The organism is Microbacterium sp. HJ5 (assembly GCF_054824025.1).
Genome location: NZ_JSYE01000018.1, coordinates 1 through 16,745 on the forward strand (window position 1 = coordinate 1; position 16,745 = coordinate 16,745).

General features: G+C 71.9%; 16 protein-coding genes, 1 tRNA gene and 1 pseudogene. 5 read left to right on the forward strand and 13 right to left on the reverse strand.

What is annotated here, in order from left to right; genetic code table 11:
- The 4 genes and pseudogenes from OB08_RS09535 to OB08_RS09550 all read right to left on the reverse strand — a co-directional run.
- Positions 1 to 561 (reverse strand): annotated as a pseudogene (locus tag OB08_RS09535) (hypothetical protein); the annotation flags it as partial.
- A gap of 204 nt (positions 562 to 765) precedes the next feature.
- Positions 766 to 2,121 carry a PhoH family protein gene (locus OB08_RS09540; RefSeq protein ID WP_461474217.1) on the reverse strand — a complete coding sequence of 452 codons (1,356 nt, stop codon included), beginning with the start codon at positions 2,119 to 2,121 and terminating at the stop codon, positions 766 to 768.
- Between the two features lie 212 nt (positions 2,122 to 2,333).
- A complete protein-coding gene (locus tag OB08_RS09545) occupies positions 2,334 to 3,458 on the reverse strand; it encodes an aminotransferase class V-fold PLP-dependent enzyme (RefSeq protein WP_461474218.1) in 1,125 nt (374 codons plus the stop codon).
- A 64-nt stretch (positions 3,459 to 3,522) separates the two neighbouring features.
- Positions 3,523 to 4,308, reverse strand: a complete 786-nt coding sequence (locus OB08_RS09550) for an isoprenyl transferase (RefSeq protein ID WP_461474219.1) — start codon at positions 4,306 to 4,308, stop codon at positions 3,523 to 3,525.
- Positions 4,309 to 4,420: 112 nt separating this feature from the next.
- Here OB08_RS09550 and trhA point away from each other — a divergent pair, with 112 nt between their 5' ends.
- Positions 4,421 to 5,164: a PAQR family membrane homeostasis protein TrhA gene (gene trhA / locus OB08_RS09555; protein WP_461474220.1), complete on the forward strand. Its 744-nt coding sequence runs from the start codon at positions 4,421 to 4,423 to the stop codon at positions 5,162 to 5,164.
- Positions 5,165 to 5,222: 58 nt separating this feature from the next.
- Here the strand turns inward: trhA and OB08_RS09560 are convergent, their stop codons facing one another.
- Positions 5,223 to 5,522, reverse strand: coding sequence for a hypothetical protein (locus OB08_RS09560; RefSeq protein WP_461474221.1), 300 nt, complete (start codon positions 5,520 to 5,522; stop codon positions 5,223 to 5,225).
- Positions 5,523 to 5,624: 102 nt separating this feature from the next.
- On the opposite strand from OB08_RS09560, the gene OB08_RS09565 reads away from it, so the two are divergent.
- The gene (locus OB08_RS09565; protein WP_461474222.1) at positions 5,625 to 6,017 is read left to right on the forward strand and encodes a DUF4307 domain-containing protein; all 393 of its coding nucleotides are present in this window, start codon (positions 5,625 to 5,627) and stop codon (positions 6,015 to 6,017) included.
- Positions 6,018 to 6,108: 91 nt separating this feature from the next.
- Entirely contained in the window at positions 6,109 to 6,600 is a 492-nt protein-coding gene (gene greA / locus OB08_RS09570) for a transcription elongation factor GreA (protein WP_461474223.1), read from the forward strand.
- Between the two features lie 11 nt (positions 6,601 to 6,611).
- Here greA and ilvA read toward each other — a convergent pair whose 3' ends face one another.
- Positions 6,612 to 7,862, reverse strand: a complete 1,251-nt coding sequence (gene ilvA / locus OB08_RS09575) for a threonine ammonia-lyase (RefSeq protein WP_461474224.1) — start codon at positions 7,860 to 7,862, stop codon at positions 6,612 to 6,614.
- Between the two features lie 2 nt (positions 7,863 to 7,864).
- Entirely contained in the window at positions 7,865 to 9,055 is a 1,191-nt protein-coding gene (locus tag OB08_RS09580) for an AI-2E family transporter (protein WP_461474225.1), read from the reverse strand.
- Between the two features lie 105 nt (positions 9,056 to 9,160).
- On the opposite strand from OB08_RS09580, the gene OB08_RS09585 reads away from it, so the two are divergent.
- Together OB08_RS09585 and OB08_RS09590 are read left to right on the forward strand one after the other, a co-directional pair.
- Complete coding sequence (locus OB08_RS09585) at positions 9,161 to 10,438, forward strand: winged helix-turn-helix domain-containing protein (protein WP_461474226.1); 1,278 nt, start codon at positions 9,161 to 9,163, stop codon at positions 10,436 to 10,438.
- A gap of 9 nt (positions 10,439 to 10,447) precedes the next feature.
- Positions 10,448 to 11,383 (forward strand): hypothetical protein, encoded by a 936-nt coding sequence (locus OB08_RS09590; protein ID WP_461474227.1) that lies wholly within the window; start codon positions 10,448 to 10,450, stop codon positions 11,381 to 11,383.
- On the opposite strand, the gene OB08_RS09595 is transcribed toward OB08_RS09590, so the two are convergent.
- From OB08_RS09595 to OB08_RS09620, 6 genes are all read right to left on the reverse strand, one after another.
- Positions 11,384 to 12,481: a DNA glycosylase AlkZ-like family protein gene (locus OB08_RS09595; RefSeq protein ID WP_461474228.1), complete on the reverse strand. Its 1,098-nt coding sequence runs from the start codon at positions 12,479 to 12,481 to the stop codon at positions 11,384 to 11,386.
- A gap of 54 nt (positions 12,482 to 12,535) precedes the next feature.
- Complete coding sequence (locus tag OB08_RS09600) at positions 12,536 to 13,105, reverse strand: LemA family protein (RefSeq protein ID WP_461474229.1); 570 nt, start codon at positions 13,103 to 13,105, stop codon at positions 12,536 to 12,538.
- An 82-nt stretch (positions 13,106 to 13,187) separates the two neighbouring features.
- The gene (locus OB08_RS09605; protein ID WP_461474230.1) at positions 13,188 to 14,501 is read right to left on the reverse strand and encodes a D-arabinono-1,4-lactone oxidase; all 1,314 of its coding nucleotides are present in this window, start codon (positions 14,499 to 14,501) and stop codon (positions 13,188 to 13,190) included.
- The gene (locus OB08_RS09610; protein ID WP_461474231.1) at positions 14,498 to 15,727 is read right to left on the reverse strand and encodes an alanine racemase; all 1,230 of its coding nucleotides are present in this window, start codon (positions 15,725 to 15,727) and stop codon (positions 14,498 to 14,500) included. Before OB08_RS09610 ends, OB08_RS09605 begins: the two co-directional genes overlap by 4 nt.
- A 62-nt stretch (positions 15,728 to 15,789) precedes the next feature.
- Positions 15,790 to 16,617, reverse strand: a complete 828-nt coding sequence (locus OB08_RS09615; protein WP_461474232.1) for a serine hydrolase — start codon at positions 16,615 to 16,617, stop codon at positions 15,790 to 15,792.
- Between the two features lies 1 nt (position 16,618).
- Positions 16,619 to 16,692, reverse strand: a tRNA-Leu gene (locus tag OB08_RS09620).
- Positions 16,693 to 16,745 lie beyond the last annotated feature (53 nt).

A 16,745-nucleotide genomic window follows, 5' to 3' on the forward strand; every position in this document is an offset into this window, starting at 1 on the left:
GCGGTCGCCGTCGCCCGGCCCCACAAGACCCGCGCGGCCGCCGTCGCCGGTGCTCTGATCGCGCCCGCCCGAGAGCGCGTCGCGGTCCTGCTCGATCTTGGCGATCCAGGCATCGATGCGCGCCGGCGACCAGCCGAGGCGCGTCGCCCACGCTCGGGCGGCCTCCCACGAGCCGGAGGCGCGGGCTGCCGCGATCACGGCCTTCTCGCTGGGGGCCGCGGCCGAGCCGCCCGTGCCCGCAGCCGCGCCGCCGGCGGGCGGGGCGACCGGAGCGGCGGTGGACGGCGTGACGACTTGGGGCGCAGGAGCGGGAACGACCTCGGCGACGGGCGGGGCCGGGCTCTCGGCGCGGACGTCGGGCGCGGGGGCCGGCACGACGTCGACGGGCGCGGGGCCGGCGACCGGCGGCGGTGTCGCTTCGACGCCGTCGGACGGGGTGCCCGACGACGGCACCACGACGGGTGCGGCGTCGACGGCCGCCCCCTGGGCGTCGGACAGCGCCGCGGAGTTGGTCAGCGCGACCGCGCAGACGACGGCCACGCTCGCGGCGACGGCGGACATGCCACCGATAGCCAGCCGCGTCCGACTCTCCACGTGTGCGCCTTCCATCCCCAGATCGCCAACTGCTCCCCTCCATGGTGACAGACCTGAGGGGGCCGGAACGACCTGGGGAATGAGACTCTTCTCATTCTTGGAAAGCTGTTTCCGCCCGCTCGGACACGGCGAAGGGGCCGGGATGCGTCATCCCGGCCCCCTCGGATCGACTCAGGCGAGCTCGCCCGCCTCGAGCAGGTCGGTGACGAGCGCCGCGATCGCCGAGCGCTCGGACCGCACCAGCGTCACGTGCCCGAACAGCCCGTGACCCTTGAGCGTCTCGATCACCGACGCGACGCCGTCGTGGCGCCCCACGCGGAGGTTGTCGCGCTGCCCGACGTCGTGCGTGAGCACGACCCGCGAGTTCTGCCCGATGCGGCTGAGCACCGTCAGGAGGACGTTGCGCTCGAGTGACTGCGCTTCGTCGACGATCACGAAGGCGTCGTGCAGCGAACGACCGCGGATATGCGTCAACGGCAGCACCTCGAGCAGTCCGCGCTCGACCACCTCTTCGAGCACGTTGGACGAGACGACGGAGCCCAGGGTGTCGAAGACCGCCTGGCCCCACGGGTTCATCTTCTCCTGGGCGTCTCCCGGCAGGTAGCCCAGCTCCTGCCCGCCGACCGCGAACAGCGGGCGGAAGACGATGATCTTGCGCTGCTGCTGCCGCTCGAGCACGGCCTCGAGGGCCGCGCACAGGGCGAGCGCGGACTTGCCGGTGCCTGCGCGCCCGCCGAGCGACACGATGCCCACGTCCGGGTCGTTGAGCAGGTCGATCGCGATCCGCTGCTCGGCCGACCGGCCGTGGAGCCCGAAGACCTCGCGGTCGCCGCGCACGAGCTTGTACGAGCCGTCGCCGGTGACCCGGCCCAGGGCCGACCCGCGCTCCGAGTGGATGATGAGCCCGGTGTTGACGGGGAGTCCGCGCACGTCGTCGGACGAGGCGACCTCGCTCTCGTAGAGGTCGCTGATGTCGTCGCCCGACACGTCGATCGTCGCGATGCCCGTCCAGCCGGAGTCGACCGCCTGCTCCGCGAGGTACTCCTCGGCGATCACGCCGAGCGACGCGGCCTTCACGCGCATCGGCAGGTCCTTCGAGACCACGGTGACCTCTTGCCCGTCGGACGCGAGGTGCATCGCGACGGCGAGGATGCGGCTGTCGTTGTCACCCAGGCGCATGCCCGAGGGCAGGACGCCGGCATCGGTGTTGTTGAGCTCCACGCGCAGCGTGCCGCCCTCGCCCACGGGGACGGGGAAGTCGAGCCTGCCGTGCTCGACCCGCAGCTCGTCGAGATGGCGGAGCGCCTGCCGTGCGAAATAGCCGATCTCGGGGTCGTGCCGCTTGCCCTCGAGCTCGGTGATCACCACGACCGGGATCACGACGTTGTGCTCGGCGAAGCGGAAGAAAGCCCGCGGATCGCTCAGCAGCACGGAGGTGTCGAGCACGTAGGTGCGCAGATCCTGCTGGAGATCGGCCCCCTGTGCGACGTCCTGACGGTACTGCTCGTGTGGTGCTCGTGTGGTCACAACCCACTCCCGCCCCGGGTGGAGAACCCGGCAGTCACGAGTCGACCATGGGTCACGAGTCGTGGTCCGGAAGGCCGACTCGAACGGGCGCCTTGCCCGATGTGATGAACGTACGTCCGTGCCCGGTCTTCCCGTCGGCGCGACACGCGCGAGATGGTGTCGTGCGGGTTAATTCCCGGATGCCCCACGCGGCGCCCCCGCGCCGGGGAACCTCACCAGACGCGGGCGGAGGAGAACGCGGCGAGCGCATCGCCGAACAGGCGCAGCGTGTCGCCGCCCGTTCCGACGTGCGGAGACACGCGCACGAGCCCCGATCGCACGGTCACGGTCAGCCCGTGGTTGGCGAGCGAGGCAGCGAGGGGCGCTGCGTCCTGCGGCGCGGGCGCCAGGGTCACGATGCCGCCGCGACGCTCGGGCTCGCGCGGCGTGATGACGGGCACCTCGTAGCGGTCGGCGAAGAACATGACGTCGCGCGTGCGCTCGGCGAGCTCGGCCTCGACGGTCGCCACGCCGATCTCGGTGAGCTCCTGCAGCGAGGTCGCCAGACGCGCCGCGGCGAGGGTGTCGATGCCGCTGACAGTGAAGGCCTGCGCCGACGCGGCGGGCACAGGGACGACGTCCAGCGGGAGGTCGCCGCCCTCGACGCCGCCGAAACCCGACAGGACGGGGGCGATCCGCTCGAGGGCGCGCTCGCCGAACCATGCGAAACCCGTGCCGCGCCCGGCGCGGAGCCACTTGTAGCCGTTGGAGCACACGACATCGGCGGCGGTGTAGTCGGCGTCGACGGCGCCGAATCCCTGGATGGCGTCGACGATCAGCAGACGATCGCCGATGACGTCGCGCAGGGCGGACAGGTCGGCGCGATAGCCGGTGCGGAAGTCCACGAGGCTGACGGCGACGGCGCGCGTGTCATCGGTGAGGGCCTCGCGCACGACCTCGGGCGTGATGAGGCCGTCGAGCGGCTCGAGCCACTGCACGTCGACGGAACCCAGAGCCTCCGAGGCCCGCGTCGCGGCGACGGTCAGGCTGGGGAACTCGCCGCGGCCGACGAGCAGCCCGCCGGCGAGACCGTAGAGGGCCTGCATCAGGCCGTACGTCGTCGACGGCTGGAGCACGACCTGCGAGGCATCCGTGCCGATGAGTCCTGCGACCAGCTCGCGCGCTTCGCGTGCGTGGTCGTTCACCAGCTCGATGCTCGTGCGGCGGCCCGACCCGAGGAGCTCGGTGTCGGCCTGCGCCTCGGCGCGCACCGCCGGCGAGAGCGGTCCGAACGCCGCCCAGTCGAGATACCCCGGTTCCCCATCGAACGTCGCCAGATACGTGTCCAGATCCGTCACGGACACATTGTGGCACGGCGGGCACCCGCGGCGCGGCGCGGGCCCCGGCGGCGGCCGCACACGCCTAGCTGCCGTATCGCCGGTCGCGGCTGGAGAAGTCGCGGATCGCCCTCAGGAAGTCGACCTCGCGCAGGTCGGGCCCGAGCGCCTCCACGAAGTAGAACTCGCTGTGCGCGCTCTGCCACAGGAGGAAGTCGCTCAGCCGCTGCTCACCCGACGTGCGGATCACCAGGTCGGGATCGGGCTGGCCGCCGGTGTAGAGGTGCTCGCCGATCTGCTCGGGGGTGAGGCTGGCGGCGAGCTCCTCCAGCGACCCGCCCTCCTGGTCGTGCTGGGCGATGATGCTGCGCACCGCGTCGACGATCTCGCCGCGCCCGCCGTAGCCGACTGCGAGGTTGACGTGCAGTCCCGTGTTGCCCTTCGTGCGATCCTCCGCTTCGGCGAGGACCCGCGCGAGGTCGGGCGGAAGCAGGTCGGCACGGCCGACGTGCTGCACGCGCCAGTCGCGCTCGAGTGAGAGCTCGTGGGCGAGCTCGGCGATGATCTCGATGAGATCGGCGAGCTCCTGCGTGTCGCGCTTTCGGAGGTTGTCCGTAGACAGCAGGTACAGCGACACGACCTTCACCCCGACGTCGTCGCACCACTCGAGGAACTCGTGCATCTTCGCCGCCCCGGCGCGGTGGCCGTGGGCGGCCGAGTCGAAGCCGAGCTGCCTCGCCCACCGGCGATTGCCGTCGATCATCATCGCGACGTGGCGCGGCACGGCGCCGGGCTCGAGTCGACGGCGCAGGCGGTTGATGTAGAGGCGGTAGAGGGGTCCTCTGCCCTCGTTCGACCCGGTGCGCGCCACACGCCTACGCTACCGGTCGGCGAGGCGCGCCCCTAGCGTGGCACTCAGTCCCATTCTCGGTGGGACTCGGTATGTGCCCCTCGCGGCATGCTGTCGGCCGTACCCTGGGAGGATGAGCCGCCGCACCCGACTGCCCAAGGCACCCGAGGTCCCGGTGCTCCCCCTGCTCGACGCCGCAGCCGTCGACGCCGCGAGGCCCGAGATCAAGCCGACGTGGCGCGGATGGATCCACGCAGCCACATTCCCCGTCGCGATCGCCGCGGGGATCGTCCTCATCGTCCTCGCCCAGGGCGGCGCGGCCAAGTGGGCGTGCGCCGTGTTCATGGCCACGTCCCTGCTGCTCTTCGGCAACTCGGCGCTCTACCACCGCTTCGACTGGGGCCCCACGACGAAGGCGGTGCTCAAGCGCATCGACCACGCGAACATCGTGCTCCTCATCGCCGGCACCTATACTCCGATCGCCGTGCTCGCGCTGCCGCCCCAGCAGGGTCTCCTGCTGCTGATCCTGGTGTGGTCGGGCGCCCTACTGGGAATCCTGTTCCGCGTCTTCTGGATCAACGCGCCCCGCTGGCTGTACGTCGCCCTCTACCTCGTGCTCGGCTGGGCGGCCGTGATGTACCTGCCCGATCTCCTCCGCGCGAGCGTCTCGATGATGATCCTCGTCGCGATCGGCGGCCTGCTCTACACGGGCGGCGCGGTCGTGTACGCGATGAAGCGCCCCAACCCCTGGCCGGGCCACTTCGGCTTTCACGAGATCTTCCATGTGTGCACCGTGCTGGCGTTCCTCTGCCACTGGACGGCGTGCCTCATCATCGCCCTCGAGCCGTTCTCGCCCTCACTCGGGCTGCCCGGCTGATCCAGACGAGGCGGGCACCGGCATCCCGTCGCTGTTCGACGACGATCGGATGCCGCGCTCAGCCTCGCGGCGCGTCGCCGGGGTCTCCCGCGTCGGTGCTCTCGTCGTCGGTGTCGGTGGCGCGCACCGCCCGCGCGGCCTGCTCCTCGGCGTCGAGCTCCTCGTTGATGTCGGCCCGCACGCGGCCGCGGCGGATCCGGCGCATCATGTCCCACACCAGCAGGATGACGGCGACGGCGACGAAGACGATCGCCACGAAGCCCCACGGGCCGGGCGTGACCGTCTCCGGGTCGGGGAGGACGGGAGTGGGCGACGGGGTCGCGGTCGCCTCGGCGAGGGCGACGAGCGCGTGGAGCATCAGGGTCCTCGTTCTGCCCGGAGCGGGCCGTGCGGAGTGGCAACGGTCGCGCCCGAGAGCGCTTAGCCTGGAACTCCAGCCTAATCTTCCGACGGACCGGCGATGACGACTCAGGACATGCTCGACGAGCGCTACGGGCGCACCCGCTCCCCCGCGCGCCGCTGGATCGTCGGCGTCGCCATCGCGATCGCCGCCGCCGTGGTCGGCCTGTTCGCGTGGTTCGCGGTGTCGAGCTCGCTGGACTCGGTCGACGCCGACACGACGGGCTTCGAGGTCGTCGACGCCCGCTCGGTCGTGCTCGGGTTCCAGGTCACCGCCCCGACGGGCCGCGACATCGCGTGCGCGATCGAGGCGCAGGACGAGGAGCACGGCGTCGTCGGGTGGCGCGTCGTCGAGCTGCCCGCCTCCGAAGAGCACTCGCGCGCCTTCCGCGAGGAGATCCGCACCACCGCGCTGGCGACGACCGGTTTTGTCAACTCCTGCTGGGTGACGTAGTCTGGCTCGACTGCAGTCGATACGCGCCCTGGCCGAGAGCCGGGGCGTTTGACATATCGACCCTCTCCCCCGCAGACCGAAGGAGTCAGCCGTGTCCAGCGATGCCCCCGTGACCTTCCTCACGCAGGATGCCTACGACCGCCTCGCCGCCGAGCTCGAGCACCTCTCGACCACCGGTCGGGAGGAGATCGCGAAGCGCATCGAGGCCGCCCGTGAAGAGGGCGACCTCAAGGAGAACGGCGGCTACCACGCCGCCAAGGACGAGCAGGGCAAGCAGGAGGCGCGCATCCGCACCCTTCAGCACCTGCTGAAGACCGCCACCGTCAGCGAGGCCCCCGAGTCGACCGGGGTCGTCGAGCCGGGCACCGTCATCACCGCGATCGTCGCGGGCGGCGAAGAGGTCTTCCTGCTCGGCAACCGCGAGATCGCGGTCGGCTCCGAGCTCGACGTCTACAGCGAGGCGTCGCCCCTGGGCGCGGCCATCCTCGGCCGCAAGGAGGGCGAGAAGACCTCGTACACCGCGCCGAACGGCCGCGAGATCTCCGTCGAGATCGTCAAGGTCGAGACCTACAACGGGCAGTAGGCCGCGGGCGGTCAGTCGGGCATGACGGTCGGCGCGTATCCGGCCTGCTCCAGCACCGAGATGACGTGCGCCCGGTGCTCCTCGCCGCGCGTCTCCACGCTCAGCTGCAGGATCACCTCGCTGATCTGCAGCCCCTGGCCGTGACGCGTGTGCAGCACCTCGATGACGTTCGCGCCGGCTTGCGCGAGCAGCTCCGACACCCGCGCGAGCTGACCGGGACGGTCGGGCAGCGGGATCTGCAGCGTCATGTAGCGTCCTGACGCCGCGAGACCGTGCGCGACGACGCGCTGCAGCAGCAGCGGGTCGATGTTGCCGCCCGAGAGCACGCTCACGACCGGACCGCTCGCCCGGACCTTGCCGGCGAGGATCGCGGCGACGCCGACTGCACCGGCGGGCTCCACGACCTGCTTCGCGCGCTCCAGCAGCACGAGCAGCGCACGCGCGATGTCGTCTTCCGAGACGGTCACGACATCGTCGACGAGGTCGCGGATGATGGCGAACGGCAGGTCGCCGGGCCGGGCCACCGCGATGCCGTCGGCGATCGTGGGGCGGGTGGCGACCTCGAGCGGATGCCCCGCCGCCAGCGACGACGGATACGCCGCCGAGTTCTCGGCCTGGACGCCGATCACGCGCACCGTCCGCCCCTCGGCGGCCGCGCGCGCCTTGACGGCGGCGGCGACGCCGGCGACGAGGCCTCCCCCGCCGATGCCGAGCACGATGGTGTCGAGGTCGGGCAGGTCGTCCATCAGCTCGAGGCCGAGCGTCCCCTGCCCGGCGATGACGTCGGGGTGGTCGAACGGGTGGATGAAGACGGCGCCGGTGCGCTCGGCGAACTCCGCAGCCAGGCGCAGCGGCGTCTCGACGGTCGCCCCCTCGAGCACGACGTCTGCACCGTAGCCGCGGGTCGCGAGGAGCTTCGGAACGGGCACCCCGAGCGGCATGAAGATCGTCGCGGGGATGCCGAGGGACTTCGCCGCGAGGGCCACGCCCTGCGCGTGGTTGCCGGCCGACGCCGCGACGACGCCCCGGGCGCGCTCCGCGGCGGTCAGGCGCGACAGCCGGTAGGTCGCCCCGCGGATCTTGAACGAGCCGGTGCGCTGGAGGTTCTCGAGCTTGAGGTGCACGGGGACGCCCATGATCTCCGACAGGTGCAGCGACTCGTCGAGGGGCGTGTGCGCGATCACGCCGTCGAGCGTCGCCGCAGCATCGGCGACGTCGTCGAGGGTGGGCGCCGCGAGATGGCGTGCGGGGGGCGTGGTCATGCTCACGAAGGTCTCCTGCTCGGGCGCGGGACGGTGCTCCAGATGAGGTCTCCGGTCGGTCTCGCGCCGGTCTCCCACGCACGTTGGCCGAGGTAGACCGCGACGACGTTGACGAACGCGGCGAGCGGCACGGCGAAGAGAGCACCGGGGATGCCGGCGATCATCGCGCCGCCCGCGACGACGAGGACCACCGCGAGCGGGTGCACCTTGACCGCGGATCCCATGAGGAGCGGCTGCAGCACGTGGCCCTCGAGCTGCTGGACGCCGAGGACGACGATCAGCATCCACAGGGCGATCCAGGGACCGTTGTAGACGAGGGCGAGGAACACCGCGATCGCACCGGTGACGACGGCACCGACGATCGGGACGAACGCACCGAGGAACACGAGCACCGCGACCGGGATGGCGAGCGGCACCCCGAGGAAGAACGCGCCGAGGCCGATGCCGACGGCGTCGATCGTCGCGACGAGCAGCTGCGTGCGGGCGTAGTTCACGACGGTGACCCACCCTGCGCGGCCGGCGCCGTCGGCCGCGCGGCGCGCCTTGCGGGGGAAGAGCCGCAGCGTCCAGCGCCAGATCCCGGCGCCGTCGGCGAGCAGGCAGAGGAGGATGAAGAACGCGAGGATGCCACCGGTGAGCACATGGCCGAGCGTGCTGCCGATCGCGAGGGCGCCCGACCAGACCAGTTCCGCCTGCTCCTGGATGAAGGACCATCCCTGCGCGAGCAGTCCGTCGATCTGCTCCTCCGTGAGGTGCAGCGGGCCCTGGATCAGGTAGTCGCGGAGGTTGTCGACGGCCTCGACCGTGCTCGCCTGCACCTCGGACCACTGCCGGGTGATCTGCCATGCGACGAGCCAGAGCAGTCCGCCGACGATCGCGATGGTGCCGACGACGGAGATGACGATGGCCAGCCATCTCGGGACGCGGTGGCGCAGCATCCAGGTGAAGACGGGCCACAGGAGGGCGGTGATGAGGATGGCGACGAGGAGCGGGATGACGAGCAGCTTGAGCTGGATGACGAGCCAGATCGCGACGCCGATCGCCGCGGCGACGACGAGGAACCGCCACGAATACGCCGTGGCGATGCGCAGCCCGCGCGGGATGGTGCCCGACATCTCGGTCGACACGACCCTGCTCCGGTCGCGGAAGGCGTCGAACAGCGAGCCGCGGGGCTTTTCGTCGGAGCCGCTCATTCCGCCAGTCTAGGCGCGTCGCATGCCGCTCCGGATATGCGCCGGGCGCTCGCGGCGAGGCTCCGCCGGGCCCCCGTGTCGGGCCCCGTCGCTAGGCTGGCGCGGATGAAGACGACCTTCAGCGCGGACGAGGCACGTCGCGTCGCCCTCGCCGCCCAGGGCTTCGCGCGGCCACGGCCCGCGGCGGCCGGAACCCGCCAGCTCAACGGCGTGCTCGGCCGCATCGCGACGCTGCAGATCGACTCCGTCAACGTCTTCGCGCGGTCCCACTACATGCCGCTGTTCTCGCGCGTCGGAACCTACGACACCGCGGCGCTCGATCGCCTGCTGTTCGCCCGCCGGGCGCCGTACGTCGAGTACTGGGCGCACGTCGCGGCGTTCATTCCCGCGCAGGACTGGTCGCTCTTCCGCTTCCGCATGGACGCGATGCGGGCGAAGTACGGCACGAAGAGGGGCGGCTGGTTCGAGAGCAATCGCGAGATCGTCGACTGGGTGCGCGCGGAGCTCGCCGATCGCGGACCGCTCCGTCCGGCGCAGATCGAGCACGACGCCAAGGAGGCCGCGCGCGGGCCCTGGTGGGACTGGAACGTGGTGAAGAACGCGCTCGAGTACCTGTGGCTGTTCGGCGAGGTCGCGATCGCGGGCAGGCGCGGCTTCGAGCGCCGTTACGGCCTGGCCGAGCACGTCATCCCCGCCGAGGTCCTGGCCGCGCCTGTCCCCCGCGGCGACGCGGTGCGCGAACTCGTGCGCCGCGCGGCGAGCGCGTACGGCGTTGCGACGGCGGCCGACCTCGCCGACTATTGGCGGATCAACGACCGCCCCGCGATCATGGCGGCCATCGCCGAGCTCACCGACGCCGGCGAGCTGTCCCCCGTCACCGTCGACGGGTGGTCGACCGCGGGGCGCCCGGCGAAGGCGTGGCTGCATCGCGACGCGACCCTTCCGCGGCGCGTCGATGCGGCGGCGCTGCTCACCCCGTTCGACCCCGTCGTGTGGTTCCGCGACCGCGCCGAGCGGCTGTTCGGCTTCGAGTACCGCATCGAGATCTACACGCCCGCTCCGAAGCGGCGGTACGGCTACTACTCGCTGCCGATGCTCGTCGGCGACGACATCGTCGGACGCATCGACCTCAAGGCCGACAGGGCGGCCTCCACTCTGCTCGTCCAGTCGGCGTGGTGGGAGCACGGCAGACCGGCGGATGCCGCGGCCCGCGTCGCCGACGAGCTCCGCCTGGCCGCGCGCTGGCAGTCGCTCGAGGCCCTCTCGGTCTCGAACTGGGGCGATGCGACCGACGATCTCGCCGACGTCCTGCCCGAGGCGCGCCGTCACGAGGCCGGCCGGGCCGAGCCGGTGGCGCTCGCCGACGACGAACCCGCGGGCTAGCGTGGGAGCGTGAACCGCCGAGCCGCCGTCGCGATCGCGGCCGGCGCGGTCGCCGTCCTCCTCCTCGCCGCCGGTGCGTGGTGGTGGCTGTCGACGCGACCGCAGAGCGCGGAGGGCGCCGCGCGCGCCTACCTCGATGCGCTCGCCGCTGGTGATGTCGGCGCCATCGATGCCCTGCGCGCGGATCCGCTCGCTCCCGAGGCGGAGGAGCTCCTCCGTCAGGCGTTCGCCGGCGCGAGCGCGTACGTCACCGACCCGCGGGTCACGGAGATCGAGGTCAGCGGCGCCACGGCGGTCGTGACAGCTCGCGCCGGACTCGGCGGTGAGGGGCACGACCTCGCCTTCTCCCTGCGCAACGAGGGGGGCCGCTGGGTGCTCACCGGCGACGAGCTCGGCGTGCTCACCGTGCAGACCGCGCTCGGCGACGGCCCGGGCGCCGACGCCGTGCACGTCGGCGATGCTCTGGCCGCAGTCGGCGAGGACCTCGCCCTGCTGCCGGCCGTGTACGAGGTGGAGGCTGCACCCCGGGGCATCCTGTCGGGAAGTGCGACCGCCGCTGTGAGCCCGGGCGCACCGAGGCGGCTCACCCTCGAGACCGAGGTGTCGCCCGAAGCGACCGCTCTGGCTCAGGCCCAGCTCGACGCGTACGTCGAGGAGTGCACCCGACCCGCCGACGCGGTGCCGGACGACTGCGGGCTGCGCGTGCCGTGGGCGGCCGACCTCGCCTCGCTCGACACGATCGCGTTCCGCGTGGAGGAGCGACCTGTCGTCGTGCTGTCCGACGACGGGTCCGGCTTCGACGCGACGGGCGGTGTCGTCGTCGCCACGGCCAGCGGTACGACGCGCGACGGGGGCCCGGGTGCGTTCACCTATCGTGCGGACGATTGGGCGCTGCGCGGAGGCGTGCGGTTCACCGGCGACGAGATGGTGCTTTCGGTGCGCTGATCACGCCTCCGGCACCCCCTGCACCTCCAGTCCGAGCCATCGCGCGAGGTCGCGGATCTCGCGGTGCACGGCATCGGTCGTGTCGGCGCCGAACGGCGCGTCCTCGTGCAGCGCGTGCACCCGCAGCACGCCCGCCTTGCGGTCGGCCTTCGCGTCGAGCTTGCCGACGAAGCGATCGCCGTGGAGGATCGGCAGCGCGAAGTAGCCCCACCGCCGCTTGGCCGCGGGCTTGTACATCTCGAGCAGGTACTCGTAGGCGAAGATCTCCTCGAGCCGCCGCCGGTCGAACACCAGGCGGTCGAACGGCGAGAGGAGCGCGGTGCGGGGCGAGAAGTCGTCGATGTTCGCGAGGGCCGTCGGATCGAGCCGCCAGGTGCCCGGGGCGCCCTCGATCACCGCCTCCTCCCCCACCTCGCCGACGTCGATGGGCTCGATCGGCTGCGCGAGGCTCTTCCCGCGCGCCACGCCGTACGAGGCGAGCCGCCGTTCCGCCCGTTCGCGCGCCGCCGCCTCCGGAGTGACGGCCGGCAGGTCGGACGGGTAGACGCGCTCGGCGAGGTCGAAGAGCCTCCCGCCTGAGTCGCGCGACGAGATCGCCACCTCGCCGCGGAGCACCAGCATCTCCAGGAGCTGGAGCGTGTTGCGGTTGTTCGTCCACCCGGACGATCGCCACGGCACCTGGGCCGTGTCGGGGATGTCCGCCGGTCGGAGCGGGCCCTCCGCCCGAAGCCTCCCGATGACCTCACCGCGGAAGACCTCGTTCGCCGCAAGCCATTCCCGCGCCTCGCGCGAATGCGGGCGCGTGGCCATCTCGGGCCGCAGCAGCGGCAGGTCGGCCATCGTGCGGTAGAAGCCGCCCCACTCGAAGAGCGCGCGGTCCTCCTCGACGAGGCGGACGAGGTCGGCCGGCTGGTACGGCCAGCCGAGGCGGCTCCACAGGATGAGATCGGCGCTGGGGGCGATGGCCGCGGTCGGCTCGATGTTCACGACCGTCAGCGCGTCGACCGTCTCGACGATGCCCGCCGGGCGCTCGCCCGACAGCAGCTGGGCGCGCACGGCGATGCGGCGCGCATCTTGGCGGGTCAGCCGGTGCACCATGGAGCGAGGCTAGCGCGGGGCGAGGACGCCGTGACCCGGATGGAACTCTGCGCGTCAGAACTGGACGCGCGGCGGCTCCGAGATGGCGGCTCCGTCGACGACCTCGAAGAACTCGCGCTCGTGGAAGCCGAGGTTGCGGGCGAAGAGGTTGTTGGGGAACACCTTGATCTTGGTGTTCAGCTCGCGCACGCCGCCGTTGTAGAACCGGCGCGACGCCTGGATCTTGTCTTCGGTGTCGACGATGGACTGCTGGAGGTGCAGGAAGTTCTGGCTGGCCTGCAGCTGCGGATACGCCTCGGCGACGGCGAACAGCGACCTCAGCGCCTGCTGCATGTGCCCTTCCGCCAGACCCGCCTCGGCGGGACCGCCGGCCGACAGCGTCTCGGCCCGCGCACGCGTGACGTTCTCGAAGACCGCCTTCTCGTGCGCCGCGTAGCCCTTCACCGCCTCGATGAGGTTCGGCAGCAGATCGGCGCGGCGCTTGAGCTGCACCGTGATGTCGCTCCACGCCTCATCGACCCGCACGTTCAGCTGGACGAGCGAGTTGTAGGTGGCCCACAGATAGATGCCGACGATGACGACGAGCGCCACGACAATCAGGACCGGGATCAGCCATTCCCACATAGCCGTGACTCCGTTCGAGGTTTCCCTCATCCTAGCGACGGGCGCGACCCGCTCACGCGCCGCTGAGGCGGACTCTCAGCCGTTACTCACCGAGCACACGCTCCAGGTACGGATTGGCGAAGAGCCGGTCGGGATCGAGGCGGTCGCGCAAGGCGACGAAGTCTCCGAAATGCGGGTAGCGGTCACGCAGCACGGCGGCGTCGAGCGTGTGCATCTTGCCCCAGTGCGGGCGACCCCCGAACCCGAGCATGATCTGCTCCACGGCCTCGAAGTACTCGGCCGGGTCTTCGCGCCAGTAGCGGTGCACCGCGATGTAGCCCGACTCGCGTCCGTGCGCCGTCGACATCCAGCGATCGTCGGCAGCGGCGAAGCGCACCTCGACGGGGAACGAGATGCGCCACCCCCGCTCGTCCACGAGGGCGCGCAGCGCATCGAACGCGGGGCGCACATTCTCGGCGGGGAGGGCGTACTCCATCTCGCGGAAGCGGACGGACCGCGACGTCGCGAAGACGCGCGACGAGGCATCCGTGAACTCGCGATCGCCCCACAGCTTGACTGACAGACGATTGATGGGCGGGATGGTCGCCGGCACCGTCCTCGCGACGCTGCAGGCGACCTGGTGCAGCCCGCTGCCGACCACGACGTCGTCGATCCACTTTCCGACACGCGGGAGGGGGTGTCGGGGGGCACTCTCGGGCAGGCGGGTGTTGGTCTTGGTCATCGCGCGATCGGTGTGCGGGAACCAGTAGAACTCGAAGTGGTCGGCCTCTGCCACGCGGCGGTCGAGGTCGTCGAGGACCGTGTCGAGCGGCTCGGGTCGCTCGACCGCGTGCAGCACGAACGCCGGTACGCACTGCACTGTCACCTCGACGAGGATGCCCAGGGCGCCGAGGCCCAGGGCGACCGCGGGCAGGAGCTCGGGGTTCTCGCTCTCGCCCACGACCAGCAGCTCGCCGGATGCCGTCACCAGCGCCGCTCCGACGATCTGGGCCGCGATGCCGCCGAAGCGCGCACCGGTGCCGTGCGTCCCGGTGGAGATCGCGCCCGAGATCGACTGGCGGTCGATGTCGCCGAGGTTCTCCATCGCGAGGCCGAACGGCGCGAGGAGGGCGGGAACCTGGTGGAGCCGGGTGCCCGCGCGCAGGGTGACCTGCGACCGCTCGACGTCGACCGACACGAGGCCCGTGAGATCGGTGAGATCGAGGAGCACGCCGGGTGCGACCGCGATGCCGGTGAAGCTGTGACCGGCGCCGACCGCCTTGACGGGGATGTGCTGGGCGGCGGCGGCGACCACAGCCCGCTGCACGGCTTCGGCGGTGCGCGGGAACTCGACACGGCGTGGCCGCACCGACTCGGAGCGGCCCCAGTTCTGCCACCTGCCGCCGGGACGGGTCATAGGAACGCCCTCCCCTCGCCGCGGTAGGTGGGCACCTCGCCGACCAGGCGCCCGCCGTCGACGACGTGGTAGCGGTCGACCCTCTCGGCGAGCTCGCCGCTCTTCGAGTGGCGGAACCACACACGGTCGCCCACGCGCAGCGTGCGCGCGGCCTCGCCCTTGAGCGGCGTCTGCACCTCGCCCGCCCCTTCACGCGGCATCGTCGACAGGCCGGCGGGCCAGACCGGGAGCGGCTGACGAGAGGCGACAGGCGGTCCGGACGCGATCCAGCCGCCGCCCAGCACCGTGGCGATGTCGGAAGCCGGCTTGCGCACGACCTCGAGCGAGAAGGCCGCGGCCGGGGCGAGGTCGAACGCGCGATAGCCGTCGAAGAGGTGACCGGCGAGGAGGCCGCTTCCCGCGGTCAGCTCGGTGACGGCCTGATCGGACGCGGTGAACTCGAGGGATCCGGTGCCACCGCCGTTGACGAACTCGAGCGGCGCGATGTCGCGCAGCGAGGCGACGATCTCGGCCCGGCGCTCGAGCAGCTCGCGCGACGACCGGCGCTGCATCCAGCGGATGACGCCGTCGCCCGAGCCGGTGTCGTCTCCCTGACCGGCGATCTGGGCCTCGTACATCATGAGCCCGACGAGCCGGAATCCTGGGCGGGCGGCGATGCCGCGGCCGAGCGCGGCGACCTCGCCGGGTTCGTGCACCGGAGAGCGATGCACGCCGATGTGGCCGAGTCCTGGGGCGCGCCAGGACGCGTCGGCGTCGATCGCCACACGGATCTGCGGCCGGCCGGCCGGCGCGGCGACGGCGTCGATCACATCGAGCTGCGCCAGGTCGTCGACCATGAGAGTCACCCGCGCGGCCGCACGCTCGTCGGCGACGAGCGCCGCGATGGCCGCCCGGTCGGCTGTCGGATACCCCAGCACGACGTCGTCGTGCCTCTCGGCGAGCCACAGCGCCTCGGGGAGCGTGAAGGCGAGGATGCCCCGGTACCCCGCCATGGCGAGCGTCGCATCGATCGCCTCGCGCACGCGGACGGACTTGCTCGCGACGCGGATCGGCACTCCGCCGGCCCGCACGACCATGTCGAGGGCGTTGTAGCGGAGAGCCGCGAGGTCGAGGGTCGCGACAGGGCCTGACAGGTCGCGGACGGCGTGCGTCAGACCACCCCAGAAGGACTCGGCGTCCTTCCAGGGCTCGGACGCCGTGGTCGAGGCCAGCAGGTCGAGGCTCATACGGCCCGCTTCGGGTGCGCGCGCATGGGCACCAGCCTAGGCCTCCGTGCCCGCGGCATCCGTCACCTGTGGAGGGGCGCCTCGGCGAGTCGCGCGCGCAGGCGCCTGCCCGTCTCGCGCATGGCGCGGAGGACGTCGTCGCGCACCTCCGGCGGCGCCTCGGCGGACCACTCTGCGAGCACCGCGTACCCCAGCGCGCCGGCGGGTGTGCGCACCGCTCCGACGTCTGCGCGGACGGCGGCATCCGTCCCCGTCTTGTTCCACAGGGCGACGCCGCGGTCGGGATCGCGGTGCGCGAGCGGATCGAGCCCGAAGGCGCCGGCGACCATCGAGAGGTCGGTGCCCAGCGCGAGCCAGTCGCGCACGTCTGCGCTCACGCGCGGGTTCACGACGTCGCCCCGGTGCAGCGCTGCCACGAGCGCCGACAGCTCTGCGGCGGAGCCGTGCGAAAGAGCGGTAGGATGCTCCGGCCCGCGCTCGTCGCGGACCCGATCGATCAGCGCGGTGCGACGCAGGCGCAGCGCCGTGGCGGTGCGGGCGACGGCGTCGAGCCCGACGACGTCGAGGAGCACATTCGTGGCGAGGTTGTCGCTCACCGCTCCGACCAGGCGCGCGGCGTCCGCGAGCGTGAGGGACGAGGCATCCATCACCTGCCACAGGCCCGAGTCGGCAACCGGATCGTCCGCGCGCGACACCGCCTGCTCGCGGTCCAGCTCGCCGGCGTCGAACCGTCGCGCCAGCTCGACGAGCAGCAGGATCTTGCCGATGCTCGCGGTCGACAGCACGTCATCGGGTGCGTGCGCGGCGAGGGTCTCACGCGACGCCGCATCGACCACGCACGCCGACCAGCGGAGGCCGACCTCAGGGTCGTCGATGAGGGCGTCGAGCACGTACCCCCGCTGGGATTCGAACCCAGACTGAAGCGATTTTAAGTCGCCTGCCTCTGCCGATTGGGCTACGGGGGCGCGCCGCCGGAGCGGACGCGTCCACGCTACCGCGCGGTCGGCAGGGCGCGCGG